The sequence below is a fragment of the Butyrivibrio sp. INlla14 genome, from assembly GCF_900102515.1.
Classification (GTDB): Bacteria; Bacillota; Clostridia; order Lachnospirales; family Lachnospiraceae; genus Butyrivibrio.
The window spans coordinates 1-13,046 of sequence record NZ_FMVS01000011.1 but is presented as its reverse complement, the minus strand read 5'-3'; the positions used below and the strand labels follow the sequence as shown (position 1 = coordinate 13,046).

Below are 13,046 nucleotides of genomic sequence, written 5' to 3'. Positions count from 1 at the left end.
TCGTGTTTTGACACAAGCTGGAATGGCGCAGTTGGTAGCGCAACTGATTCGTAATCAGTAGGTCGAGGGTTCAAGTCCCTTTTCCAGCTTTTTCTTTTTGTGTTATACTATAGAGTGAATCATTATTTCACTATATTTCATAATTAGAATGTTAATATGATTTTTTCATATAAGAGAGGAAATATTAAAATGAAAGAACTTAAAGATTACGTAAGAACAATACCTGATTTCCCAGAGAAAGGCATCATGTTCAGAGACATCACATCTGTTCTTCAGGACCCAGATGGATTCCACCTGGCAATTGAAACAATGGAGAACATGGTCAAGGACCTTGACTTTGATGTTGTTTTAGGAGCTGAATCAAGAGGATTTATCTTCAGTGCTCCTATTGCCTATAACAGAGGAAAGGCACTCGTTCCTGTACGTAAGAAGGGTAAGCTTCCTTGCGAGACAATCGAGGTTGAGTATGACCTTGAGTACGGCAAGGCAGTTCTTGAGCTTCACAAGGATGCAATCAAGCCAGGACAGAAGGTACTTCTTGTAGATGACCTTATGGCTACAGGTGGCACAATTGAAGCTATGATCAAACTTGTTGAGAAACTTGGCGGTGAGGTTGCTGGAGTTGCAGTTCTCATGGAGCTTAAGGGACTTAACGGAAGAGAGAGAATTAAGAATTACAGACTAGATGCTGCTATCAGCTATGAAGGGAAGTAATTAGATGCCTCAGAATTTCGACGATGGAAAAATTGAAGCCATTGAAGAGTTTCAGTCACCTGATTCCCTATATGAGGGCCTGATCTTAAGAGTTAGGAAATATCATCCATCTGATGATATTTCCCTTATTGAGAAGGCTTATAATCAGGCTGCTGAGGCCCATAAAGACCAGCTACGCAAATCAGGTGAGCCTTACATCATTCACCCACTATGCGTGGCTATTATTCTTGCTGATCTGGAAATGGATAAAGAGACCATAGCAGCAGGGCTTCTTCATGATGTCGTTGAAGACACTATCTGTACCAAGGAAGAGATAGAAGCTGACTTTGGTGCTGATGTAGCTCTATTGGTAGATGGTGTTACAAAACTGACTGCATTGCAGCTTTCTACAGATAATACCAATAAGACACAGGAACAGATAGATATGCAGGCTCAGAACCTGCGCAAGATGTTTCTGGCTATGGCCAAGGATATCAGGGTCATCCTGATCAAGTTGGCCGATAGATTGCACAATATGAGAACTCTTGGACATATGCCTCCTGAGAAACAACAGAGGATTGCCCAGGAAACTCTGGATATTTATTCTCCAATTGCTGGTAGACTTGGTATCAGCAGGATCAAGGTTGAACTTGATGACCTATCTTTGAAGTATCTCAAGCCAGATGTTTACTATGATCTGGTTGATAAAGTTTCCATCAGAAAAAGTGAAAGAGAAAAATATGTTGAGGACATTTGCGAGAATGTTCGTAAGGCTATTTTTGCCGCTGGTATTGATGGCGAAGTAAATGGCAGAGTCAAGCATTTCTTCAGTATTTACAAGAAGATGCGCAATCAGAATAAGACTCTGGATCAGATCTATGATCTTTTTGCTATCAGGATAATTGTATCAACTGTCAAGGATTGCTATGCTGCTCTTGGCGTGATCCATGAAATGTACAAGCCTATCCCAGGAAGATTCAAGGATTACATAGCGATGCCAAAGCCTAATATGTATCAGTCTCTGCATACGACGCTTATTGGTCAGACCGGGCAGCCTTTTGAGATTCAGATCAGAACTTATGACATGCATAAGGCTGCTGAATACGGTATTGCTGCTCACTGGAAGTACAAAGAAGCATCTGATGGAAAGAAGGCTGAAACTAGCGAGGAAGAGAAGCTCATATGGCTTCGCCAGATCCTTGAGTGGCAGCAAGACATGTCTGATAACCAGGAATTCATGAACCTGCTTAAGAGCGATCTGAACCTGTTTTCTGATGATGTTTACTGCTTTACACCTACAGGAGAAGTCAAGAACCTTCCTGCAGGTTCAACACCTATCGATTTTGCTTATAGTGTTCATTCTGCTGTTGGTAATAAGATGATAGGAGCCAAGGTCAATGGCAAACTTGTTCCTATTGATTACAAGATCCAAAATGGTGACAGAATAGAGATTGTTACCAGTCAGAATTCGAGGGGACCTAGCCGTGACTGGCTTGCAATTGCCAAGGCTACTTCCACCAAGAACAAGATCAATCAGTGGTTTAGAAATGAACTCAAGGAAGAGAATATAGCAAGAGGACGTGAACTTCTTATAGAATATTGTAAGAGTAAGGGAATAGATCTTTTTGCTATAACCAAGCCTGAGTATCAGGATATAATTACAAGAAAATACGGTTTCCGTGAATGGAGCGCTATTTTAGCTGCTGTAGGACATGGAGGACTTCGCGAGGGACAGATCATTAATAAGATGCTGGAACTTGGTGATAAGGAACATAAGCGAAATATCACTGATGAAGAAGTTCTTGCAGCTGTTGCTGAGTCCAATGTGACACCGCAGATCTCAAGTTCTGACAATGCAATCATTGTTAAGGGCGTACATGACGTGGCTGTAAGATTCTCTAAGTGCTGTAATCCAGTACCAGGTGATGATATTTGCGGATTTGTCACAAGAGGTCGTGGAGTCTCTATTCATAGAAAGGACTGCGTCAACGTTATCAAGATGCAGGAAGAAGACAGAACAAGACTTATAGAGGCTAAGTGGCAGTCAGATACTCCTGGATCTGGCGGCAAATATGCGGCTACTATCAAGATTTTTGCTAATAACAGAAGTGGACTTCTTGCCGATATTTCCAGAACTCTTTCTGAAAAGGATATTGATATCATTTCGATGAATACCAGAACTAGCAAGCAGGGACTTGCTACAATGGAAACATCATTCCAGGTATCTTCAAGAAATCAGCTTCGTGAGATTGTTGATAAGATAAGACAGATCGATAGTGTCATCGACATTGAGAGAACAACTGGTTAAAAGGACATATAGACTAATGGGAAAACGTAACATTCAGATAGCTTGTATGACTTTGGGCATGGTAGCAACAAATTGCTTCTTTGTCTTTGATGAGGGAGCTTCTTTTGATGACGGCAAGAAGCATGGGGTACTATTTGATCCAGCAGATAAGGGCGATTATATTTTTAACACTCTTACAGAAAAAGGTTTTGCTATAGACCTTATTCTTCTTACTCATGGCCACTTTGATCATATTGGCGGAGCAGAAGCACTCAGAAAGCTTTCAGGAGCCAAGATAGGCTGCCTTGAAAAAGAAATTGCCATGTGCAAGGACCCATATCTTAACCTTTCCAACGATTACGGAATGCATCTTAAGATAGATCCTGATATAACCTATAGAGATGGAGATATTGTGGAGGCTGCAGGTCTCTCATTTAAGGTATTATTCACACCAGGCCATACCTCTGGGGGGTGCTGCTATTATTGTGAAGAGGGAGGCTTTGTTATTGCGGGAGATACTCTTTTTGAAGAATCTGTTGGCAGAACAGATTTCCCTACAAGCTCCACAAGCGAACTTTTGCGCTCTATAAATGACAAGTTATTTACTCTCCCAGATGCTACTTGTGTTTATCCCGGACATGGGGAAATCACAACAATCGAGCATGAGAAGGAATTCAACCCATTTGTACTGGGCTGGTAGTTAGTTTTTTAGTTTTAGCTTATGAGATGACTGATATATAGTGAGGGGACAATGATTGTGTATCATTGTCCCTATACTTTTTATTGTGTAAGAGACTTACTGCTTTTTGATTCAATCATATATTTACGAGGAACATTTTATGAAAAAGATTTTTTTAAACGTTGATAAGTACCAATATGATATCCATTCGCTTTTTAAAGCTTTTCATGGTAATGAAGACGTCAAAGTCATAATAAGCGAAAATGTGACAACTGAGACTTCTGAAAAAGAGAGTGGTTTTGAAGACGCTTATGCCACAGTTAATATCGTTATAAAGGAAGAGACAACTGAGTACATCAAAGGGTTAGTTCAGGTCAAAATCCTGATTGATCCTAAGGCTGTAGAGAGTGCTGAATTTATTGACTATCTTAGCACTTCCAAGAACGAAAATATTTCTACAAGTGGTGATAGTAGTACTTTTGATACCAGCAAAAATGCCCTAAAGAAGGCAATCTATAGGGCTTTGGTAAAGGCTACCGGAACAGAACTTCCCTGGGGCAATCTTACCGGCATTAGACCCACTAGGATTGCCATGAATCTGATAGATAAGGGCAAGTCTGACAGTGAAATCTATGACTACATGAAAAACACATATTTTGTTAGTGATGAGAAGATTGCGCTTAGTATCAGCATAGCCAGAAGAGAAAAAGATATTCTGAAGGAGATAGACTATGAAAATGGCTATAGCCTTTATATTGGAATTCCTTTCTGCCCAACCACATGCCTATATTGTTCATTTACTTCGTACCCAATTGGAGCTTATAGCAAGGTAGTGGACGACTATATTTCCTGTCTGGAAAAAGAGATTGACTATGTTTCAGAAAACTTCAAGGAAAAAACTCTTGATACAATTTATATTGGTGGTGGCACTCCAACTACACTTGAACCTCATCAGATAGAGAGACTTATTGGTTATGTGAGAGAAAAACTTGATTGTTCTCACGTAAAGGAATTTACCGTGGAATCTGGAAGGCCTGATTCTATTACCAGAGATAAGCTAAAAGCCATGAAAAAGATGGGAGTAACAAGGATTTCAGTCAATCCCCAGACTATGAGAGATGAGACATTAAAGCTTATTGGCCGAAGGCATACTGTTGCGCAGCTTATTGACTCTTTTAACATGGCAAGAGAAGAGGGCTTTGATAACATCAATATGGACATCATCCTGGGACTTCCCGGGGAAACTGCAGAGGATGTCAGATACACAATAGATGAAATCAAAAAGCTTGATCCTGATGACCTTACAGTTCATTCTCTGGCAATAAAGAGAGGCTCAAGACTTGCAGAAGTTATCCATGAAAAAGAGCTAAAGGGTGAACTCAAGGTCCCGATAATGGAATCCATCAACAATACAGAGGAAATGATGAAGATAGCTCAAAAGGGAGCCAGCGATCTTGGACTTGAGCCTTATTATCTATATAGACAAAAGAACATTAGCGGCAATTTCGAAAATACTGGCTATGCGAGACGAGCAAAAGCCGGAATTTATAATATTTTAATCAATGAAGAAGTCCAATCCATAGTAGCTCTTGGCGCAGGCACAGTAACCAAGAGGGTTTATGGCAACGGCAGAATCGAAAGATGCGATAATGTCAAAGATATAAAAATGTACATGGATAATATTATGGAAATGATTGACAGAAAGAAAATGCTATTTATGTGAATATTCTAAGGATGTTGAACTGTTGATAATAGATAATTCTCAAATATTATCAAATGATTGATAATTGCTCGACAATTGTTCAATATTTAAAAAAGAATTAAAAAACTGGAAACTAATTCTTAAATAGTCAGTGCCCCACTTTGCATATTTGAGGCTTTGAATTGTTGTAATTGATTGTGCAACATGCTATACTAATGTCAAAAATATGACGATGTTGCTCCAAACTATAATAATGCAATATCGCAAGGAGGTTTTTATGCTATTCCAACTTTATAGCGATCATGCTGCTATGCAGTTACTTGGCTGGGTGTTGGTTTTCTGTGGCCTTATTCTTATGAACGAGATCGGTCGTAGAACAAAGGCTGGTGGAATGCTCGTATTCGTAGTAATTCCATGTATTCTTACTGTTTATTTCATTCTGGCACATCTTGGTATGTTTGGTGGTGCTCAGAACCCTACTGTCGCATTTATGGACGGTTGGTTCCACTACTTCAAACTCTACGCTGCTGATATAGGTTGCGTTGGCTTCATGATGATCAAGTACAAATGGGGCATTGGCAAAGAAAAATGGTTTGCTTGGTTCCCATGGCTCATCGTTGCAGCAAATATCATGATTGCTAATGTATCTGATATGGAGTCAGCTCTTGCAGCTTATTCAATCACTGGTAATCTTACAGGTGCTTGGTGGGCATCTAACGAGGGTGTATTCATCTATGGTGGATGGTGGAATGTTGTTAATGCTATCGCTGGTATGATCAACATCTTCTGTATGACAGGATGTGTTCACCTTTACACTTCAAAGGACAAGAACCACGCAGATATGCTTTGGCCTGATATGACTGTTTGGTTCATCATTGCTTATGATGTATGGAACTTTGAGTACACATACCTCAACCTTCCTACACATTCATGGTACTGTGGTGTTGCACTTTTGCTTGCTCCTACATTTGCAAATGCTTTCTGGAACAAGGGTGCATGGATCCAGAACCGTGCAAATACTCTTGCTATCTGGTGCATGTGGGCACAGGTTGTTCCTGTTTTCCAGCTTAGCTCTAGATTTGCAGCAGCTCTTCCTTCAGTTTATGGCGGAGCTACAGCTAATGGAATCACAACTATGGACCTTTACGCTAAGGCTATCGAGCTTTATAATAATGGTCAGGGTAAGACTGCAGCTGCTAATGAGGCAATTGCAGCAATGGGTATCACAGCAGATCCTAGAATGCAGGGATTTGTTGCAATTCTTGCAATTGCAATCAATGTTATCTGCATAGCTGAGATCATCAAGAGATCAGTTAAGCTTGGCAAGAATCCTTATGCTAATGAAGTATTTGCTGATACCAAGGACTTTAAACTTGCAATGGAGCGTGCTGAATAAAAATGGATAATGTTAGGATCATCGAAGTAAAAAGAAGTATATTTGAAAGTAATGACAAGGATGCTGATAAGCTCAGACAAGAGCTTAGAGATTCCAAGACATTTCTTTTGAACCTTATGTCTTCACCTGGATCAGGCAAGACAACAACACTTACACGTACAATTGAGGCCCTTAAGGACAAGTACAGAATAGGTGTTATGGAAGCTGATATTGACTCAGATGTAGATGCCAAGACAATTGCTTCTACAGGGGTTAAGGCTATACAGCTTCACACAGGTGGTATGTGCCACTTGGATGCAGATATGACAAGACAGGGAATTCACGAACTCGGAGTAGAGGATGTTGATTTCGCTATCCTTGAAAATGTTGGTAATCTGGTTTGTCCTGCAGAGTTTGATACAGGTAGCATCAAGAATGCGATGATCTTATCAGTTCCTGAGGGACATGATAAACCTCTTAAGTACCCGCTTATGTTTTCTATTTGCGATGTTGTACTAATAAATAAAATTGATGTTATGCCTTATTTTGATTTTGATCTTGAGAAATGTAAGGAATATATCCTTATGCGTAATCCAAACGCTAAGATAATCCCTATTTGTGCTAAAACTGGGGAGGGAATATCTGAGTGGACAGATTGGCTCTCACAGCAGATTGATGAGATAATAAAATAACAGGCGACTAGAAGATGCCAGGCGATAAACATAAAAAAGCTATCGCTTGGCGTTTTCTTACTAAGGGAAAAGATATTGATATGCATGAATTAGGTGTTGTTTTCCGAATAATAGATGACCTCACAGAGGTAGGCAAAGAGAATGAGATATCCAAGATACATTCAGTTACACTTCAGCTTGGAGAAGTTTCAGGAGTTGTGCCATCTCTTTTGACAGATGCTTGGAAATGGGCGGCAGCCAAGACTGAGCTTATGAATGGAGCTGAACTTATCATTGAGACACTTCCTGCTGTAACTTATTGTGAGGATTGTAAATCTGAATATGAAACCGTGGCACATGGCAAGATATGCCCCAATTGTGGCAGTGAACATACCTATCTCTTAAGGGGCAATGAATTTATGATTAAAGAGATAGCGGCAACGTAAACTTTTTTAAGAAAGATGGTAGAGAGATGGATAAGAATAATTTTGATATGAATGATCTGATGACTCCATATTCCCTGGATCCTAATCGTAACAGGAAGGATCCAAGAGCAGGCGTTATTCCTGACTCTGTGGATATGAATGCTCCTTTCCGTGAACCACTTGCAAGATTTTCCAAGGTAGTTACGGACAGAAAGAATATTAAACTTGGCATTGAAAAGATTACCAAGGAAAGCCCTGAATATTGGGGCCTTTATAACCTTATTACAGATGCTCAGTGTGAGATCGCACTGAAGCTTGAAAAGCGTAAACCTAAGACATTTGAAGAGATTGCTGCTCTTTGCCCTGAATATACAAGGGAAGAACTTCAGAAGCAGCTCGACGAGATGTCTTTTAATGGCGTTATAGAGTGGAACTATGAGAACGACAAGCATGAGAAGCAGTATGTGCTTCCTATGTATGTTCCTGGTTCTGCGGAGTTTGGAAACATGAACCACCAGGTTCTTGAGGCTCACCCGGAAGCAGGTGCTTTCTTCGAGAGAATGAGCCGTATTCCTCTTGAAGGACTTACACATATGGTGCCAATGGGCGGCGCTGGTGTAGGTATGCATGTTATCCCAGTTGAAAAGGCTATAAACATGCAGGGAGAAGCTATCAACCTTGAAAAGATTTCTTACTGGCTTGACTATTACGAAGGCAAGTATGCAGCATCTCCTTGTTCCTGCAGAAGATCAAGAAAGACTTTCGAGCAGGGATGCGCTGATGATCCTGAAGGCTGGTGCATCGCAGTTGGTGATATGGCTGACTATGTTGTTGAGACACAGAAGGATGGTCGTTATATTACCAAGGAAGAAGCCCTTGAAATTTTCAAACAGGCAGAGGATAACGGATTTGTTCACCAGATTACAAATATTGATGGTGAGCACAAGATATTTGCTATTTGTAACTGTAATGTAAATGTTTGTTACGCTCTTCGTACTTCACAGCTCTTTAATACTCCTAATATGTCACGTTCAGCTTATGTGGCACATGTTGACAAAGAGAACTGCGTAGCTTGCGGACGATGCGTTGAGGTTTGTCCTGCCGGAGCAGCAACTCTTGGTCAGAAGCTCTGCAAGAAGGATGGTTCTGAGGTTGTTTATCCTAAGATGCCTCTTCCTACAGAGAAGAAGTGGTCTCCAGAGATGTGGACTGAGGACTATCGTGATATTAACCGTATCAATACTCACAAGACTGGTACAGCTCCATGTAAGACAGCTTGTCCAGCTCATATTCCTGTACAGGGATACCTCAAGATGGCAGCACAGGGCAGATATGAAGAAGCTCTTGCTCTTATCAAGAAGTACAACCCACTTCCTGCTGTCTGCGGACATGTATGTAACAGACGCTGCGAGGATGCATGTACAAGAGGTACTATCGATAAGGCAATTGCTATCGATGAAGTTAAGAAATTTGTAGCTATGCGTGATCTTCAGTCCGCTACACGTTATATTCCAGAAAAGGTAATTCCTAAGATTGGCGGTGGCTTTGATGAGAAGGTAGCTATTATTGGTGCAGGTCCTGCAGGTATTTCCTGTGCTTACTATCTTGCACTTAAGGGATATAAGCCTACATTGTTTGATAAGAACAAAAAGCCAGGCGGAATGGTTACCTATGGTATTCCTTCCTTCGTTATGGAAAAAGATGTTATCGAGGCTGAGGTTGATGTACTTAGAGAGCTTGGTGTTGATATTCGTCTTGGTGTAGAGGTTGGTAAGGATATTACTCTTTCTCAGCTTCGTGCAGATGGATATAAGGCATTTTACATTGCAATCGGCTGTCAGGGCGGTCGTGGTGTAAATGTTCCTGGAGAGGACGCTGAGGGCGTTATCAAGGGTGTAGATATTCTTCATGCTGTAATTGATGATGAGAGCTACAAGTTAAATGGAGACACAGTTGTTATCGGTGGTGGTAACGTTGCTATCGACGTTAGCCGTACAGCAATCCGCTGCGGATCACCTAAGGTAACACAGGTTTCTCTTGAGACTCGTGATATTATGCCAGCTCTTCCAGAAGAAATCGAAGTTGCTGAATCTGAAGGCATCGAGCTTAGAGGCGGATGGGGTCCTAAGGAAATCCTTACAGAGAACGGCAAGGTAAAGGGCATCGTATTTAAGAAGTGTACTCAGGTCAAGAATGCAGAAGGTCGTTTTGATCCTAAGTATGATGAGAACGAGACTATGGAGATTGCATGCTCTAATGTTATCCTTTCAGTTGGTCAGGCAACTGTATGGGGAGATCTTCTTAAGGATGAGAAGGTTGAATTTAGAGGCCCTGCTCCAGTTGCAGACAGCGTAACATTCCAGACTACAGTTCCAGATATCTTCGTAGGTGGAGATATGTTCTATGGACCAAGATTTGCTATTGATGCTATAGCATGTGGTAGAGAGGGTGCTGAATCCATCCATAGATTTGTTCAGCCTCATTCTTCACTTACAATTGGCCGTGATCCTAACTTCTTTATCGAACTTAATAAGGATGATATTTTGGTTAAGGATTATGATCACGTTGGACGCCAGCAGCCTGGTGTCAAGAATACTGATGGTAAGCTTTCATTCCGCGACAATAAGCTTGTCTTTACAGAAGAGCAGGTCAAGAAAGAAACATCACGTTGTCTTTCATGTGGTGCATCAATAGTTGATCCTAACAAGTGCGTAGGATGTGGACTTTGCACAACACGTTGCGAATTTGATGCTATCAAGCTTACAAGAGATAACCCAGATTGCACAACAATGAGAAAAGCCGAAGATAAGCTTAAATACATTCTTCCAAATGGCTTAAAACAGGCTGTTGCAAGACCATTTGTCAAGAAGACACCTAAGGAAACTGCTTGGCTTCCTAAAAACAACTAATATTCGATAAAATTTTGTTTATAAGATAGACTTAAGTCAAGCGTTCATAATTGGACACTTGACTTAATCTTTAAAGTTGTATATTAATAAGAATTGATGTTTACGCAAATTATTATGAAGGGGACTTTCCGATTAGTATGGCAACAAAGACAACTAGCAACAAGAAAAACTCACTTCTTATAGTTGAGTCACCTACCAAGGTGAAGGCTATCAAGAAGTTTTTGGGCACTGGCTACGATGTAGCAGCCAGTAATGGTCATGTAAGAGATCTTCCAAAGTCACAGATGGGCGTTGATGTTGAGCATGATTTTGAGCCTAAATATATAACAATAAGAGGTAAGGGTGATGTTCTTGCTGATCTTCGCAAGAAAGTCAAGAAGGCAGATCACGTTTATCTTGCAACTGACCCGGACCGCGAGGGTGAGGCTATTTCCTGGCATCTTATCGCGGCACTTAAGCTTGATGAAGCAGAGGCTAAGGTACAGAGAGTTACCTTTAATGAGATCACCAAGAACGCTGTTAAAGAGGCTATGAAGCATCCAAGGGATATAGATATGAATCTTGTAGATGCTCAGCAGGCTCGTCGAGTATTGGACAGAATGGTTGGATATAGTATTTCTCCACTTCTCTGGTCCAAGATTAAAAGAGGCCTTTCAGCAGGCCGTGTTCAGTCTGTAGCTCTTAGAATTATTGCTGATAGAGAAGAAGAAATTGATTCATTTATCCCTAGTGAGTACTGGACATTAGATGTTAATCTTAATGCAGAAGGGGAAAAGAAGCCCCTTGTAGCTCACTACTATGGTATTGGCAATGAGAAGAAAGAAATCAAGTCCAAGGAAGAGCTTGATAAGATCTGCGCTGAGCTTAAGGGTAAAAAGTATGTTGTAAGTGATGTTAAAAAAGGTGAGAGAACCAAGAAGGCACCACTTCCATTTACTACATCAACACTTCAGCAGGAGGCTTCCAAGGCACTTAACTTCTCAACCCAGAAGACCATGAGAGTTGCTCAGCAGCTTTATGAAGGAATAGAACTTGGCAAGCAGGGAACAGTAGGTCTTATCACATATCTTCGTACAGATTCGACACGTGTATCAGATGAGGCTGTAGCTGCTGCTAATGAATATATCAAGAATAATTTTGGCGACAAGTACCTTTCTGAGGGTGCAACAGCCAAAAAGAGCGATGCAAAGATCCAGGATGCGCACGAGGCCATAAGACCAACATATATCGAGAATACTCCAGTTGCGGTCAAGGATTTTCTTTCAAGAGATCAGTTCAGACTTTATCAGTTGATCTGGAGAAGATTTATGGCAAGTCGCATGGCTCCAGCTAAATATGAGACAACATCGGTCAAGATTGACGCGGGAGAGCACAGATTTACTGTTGCAGCTTCTAAGACTGTATTTGATGGCTTCTTAAATGTTTATACAGATGATGAGGATCAGATTGAGAAGAATGTCCTTATGAAGAATCTTGACACTAATACCAAGATTTCTTTTGGCAGTTTTGATAGTGCACAGCACTTTACTCAGCCTGCGCCACATTATACAGAAGCTTCACTTGTTCATGACCTTGAGGCTCTTGGAATTGGAAGACCTAGTACATATGCGCCAACTATCTCTACAATACTTGCTAGACACTATATTACCAAGGAAAATAAAGCTATCTTTATAACAGAGCTTGGTCAGGCAGTTAACAAGATGATGAACGATGCCTTCCCACAGATCGTTGATGTTAACTTTACTTCCAATATGGAGGCACTTCTTGATGGAATAGCAGAGGGAAGCGTTAAGTGGAAGACAGTTATTGAGAACTTCTATCCTGATCTTAATGAGGCAGTAGCTGCTGCAGAAAAAGAGATGGAGAAGATTCAGGTACAGGATGAAGTAACTGACGAGATATGCCCTAATTGCGGCAGAAATATGGTTATCAAATATGGCCCTCATGGTAAATTCCTTGCTTGCCCTGGATTCCCTGAGTGCAAGAACACTATGCCTTATTTTGAAAAGATTGGTGTTGAGTGTCCTAAATGTGGCAAGGATCTGGTACTTAAACGTACTAGAAAAGGCAGAATTTACTATGGTTGCATTGATGCTCCAGAATGCGACTTTATGTCCTGGGCTCGACCAGTTAAAGAGAAATGTCCTAAATGTGGTAACTTTATGGTAGCTAAGAGTAATAAACTCGCTTGCAGCAATCAGGAATGCGGCTTTGTAATGGATAAACCACAAAAAGAAGAAAAGTAAATGTAATTTTCATAAAATAGAGATTTCTGAAAATTTAACCTAATTTTCATAATTGTAGG

Annotated in this window: 9 protein-coding genes and 1 tRNA gene; all 10 read left to right on the top strand. The window is 40.7% G+C overall.

Going from position 1 to position 13,046, the window contains the following annotated elements; translation table 11 throughout:
* Positions 1 to 16 precede the first annotated feature (16 nt).
* The 10 genes from BLO53_RS08670 to topA all read left to right on the top strand — a co-directional run bounded on the left by BLO53_RS08670 (position 17) and on the right by topA (position 12,987).
* Positions 17 to 89: transfer RNA gene (locus BLO53_RS08670), tRNA-Thr, on the top strand.
* A 100-nt stretch (positions 90 to 189) separates the two neighbouring features.
* Positions 190 to 714 (top strand): adenine phosphoribosyltransferase, encoded by a 525-nt coding sequence (locus BLO53_RS08665; RefSeq protein WP_026487699.1) that lies wholly within the window; start codon positions 190 to 192, stop codon positions 712 to 714.
* Between the two features lie 4 nt (positions 715 to 718).
* Entirely contained in the window at positions 719 to 3,001 is a 2,283-nt protein-coding gene (locus tag BLO53_RS08660; RefSeq protein ID WP_092060602.1) for a RelA/SpoT family protein, read from the top strand.
* 16 nt (positions 3,002 to 3,017) lie between these two features.
* Positions 3,018 to 3,680: an MBL fold metallo-hydrolase gene (locus BLO53_RS08655; protein ID WP_092060600.1), complete on the top strand. Its 663-nt coding sequence runs from the start codon at positions 3,018 to 3,020 to the stop codon at positions 3,678 to 3,680.
* A 139-nt stretch (positions 3,681 to 3,819) separates the two neighbouring features.
* Positions 3,820 to 5,382 (top strand): coproporphyrinogen dehydrogenase HemZ, encoded by a 1,563-nt coding sequence (gene hemZ / locus BLO53_RS08650; protein WP_092060598.1) that lies wholly within the window; start codon positions 3,820 to 3,822, stop codon positions 5,380 to 5,382.
* Between the two features lie 256 nt (positions 5,383 to 5,638).
* Positions 5,639 to 6,757 carry a DUF5692 family protein gene (locus BLO53_RS08645; RefSeq protein ID WP_092060596.1) on the top strand — a complete coding sequence of 373 codons (1,119 nt, stop codon included), beginning with the start codon at positions 5,639 to 5,641 and terminating at the stop codon, positions 6,755 to 6,757.
* A gap of 2 nt (positions 6,758 to 6,759) precedes the next feature.
* Positions 6,760 to 7,428 (top strand): hydrogenase nickel incorporation protein HypB, encoded by a 669-nt coding sequence (gene hypB / locus BLO53_RS08640; RefSeq protein ID WP_026487704.1) that lies wholly within the window; start codon positions 6,760 to 6,762, stop codon positions 7,426 to 7,428.
* An 80-nt stretch (positions 7,429 to 7,508) separates the two neighbouring features.
* On the top strand, positions 7,509 to 7,853 hold the full coding sequence (locus BLO53_RS08635) for a hydrogenase maturation nickel metallochaperone HypA (RefSeq protein WP_026487705.1): 345 nt from the start codon (positions 7,509 to 7,511) through the stop codon (positions 7,851 to 7,853).
* A gap of 134 nt (positions 7,854 to 7,987) precedes the next feature.
* Positions 7,988 to 10,741 (top strand): FAD-dependent oxidoreductase, encoded by a 2,754-nt coding sequence (locus BLO53_RS08630; RefSeq protein ID WP_092060789.1) that lies wholly within the window; start codon positions 7,988 to 7,990, stop codon positions 10,739 to 10,741.
* 137 nt (positions 10,742 to 10,878) lie between these two features.
* Positions 10,879 to 12,987: a type I DNA topoisomerase gene (topA, locus tag BLO53_RS08625; RefSeq protein ID WP_092060594.1), complete on the top strand. Its 2,109-nt coding sequence runs from the start codon at positions 10,879 to 10,881 to the stop codon at positions 12,985 to 12,987.
* Positions 12,988 to 13,046: the final 59 nt, after the last annotated feature.

What these genes read in the sequence shown, in the direction of transcription:
- BLO53_RS08665 (WP_026487699.1), top strand. Translation starts at nt 190, where the DNA reads ATGAAAGAACTTAAAGATTACGTAAGAACAATACCTGATTTCCCAGAG.
- BLO53_RS08660 (WP_092060602.1), top strand. Translation starts at nt 719, where the DNA reads ATGCCTCAGAATTTCGACGATGGAAAAATTGAAGCCATTGAAGAGTTT.
- BLO53_RS08655 (WP_092060600.1), top strand. Translation starts at nt 3,018, where the DNA reads ATGGGAAAACGTAACATTCAGATAGCTTGTATGACTTTGGGCATGGTA.
- hemZ (WP_092060598.1), top strand. Translation starts at nt 3,820, where the DNA reads ATGAAAAAGATTTTTTTAAACGTTGATAAGTACCAATATGATATCCAT.
- BLO53_RS08645 (WP_092060596.1), top strand. Translation starts at nt 5,639, where the DNA reads ATGCTATTCCAACTTTATAGCGATCATGCTGCTATGCAGTTACTTGGC.
- hypB (WP_026487704.1), top strand. Translation starts at nt 6,760, where the DNA reads ATGGATAATGTTAGGATCATCGAAGTAAAAAGAAGTATATTTGAAAGT.
- BLO53_RS08635 (WP_026487705.1), top strand. Translation starts at nt 7,509, where the DNA reads ATGCATGAATTAGGTGTTGTTTTCCGAATAATAGATGACCTCACAGAG.
- BLO53_RS08630 (WP_092060789.1), top strand. Translation starts at nt 7,988, where the DNA reads ATGAATGCTCCTTTCCGTGAACCACTTGCAAGATTTTCCAAGGTAGTT.
- topA (WP_092060594.1), top strand. Translation starts at nt 10,879, where the DNA reads ATGGCAACAAAGACAACTAGCAACAAGAAAAACTCACTTCTTATAGTT.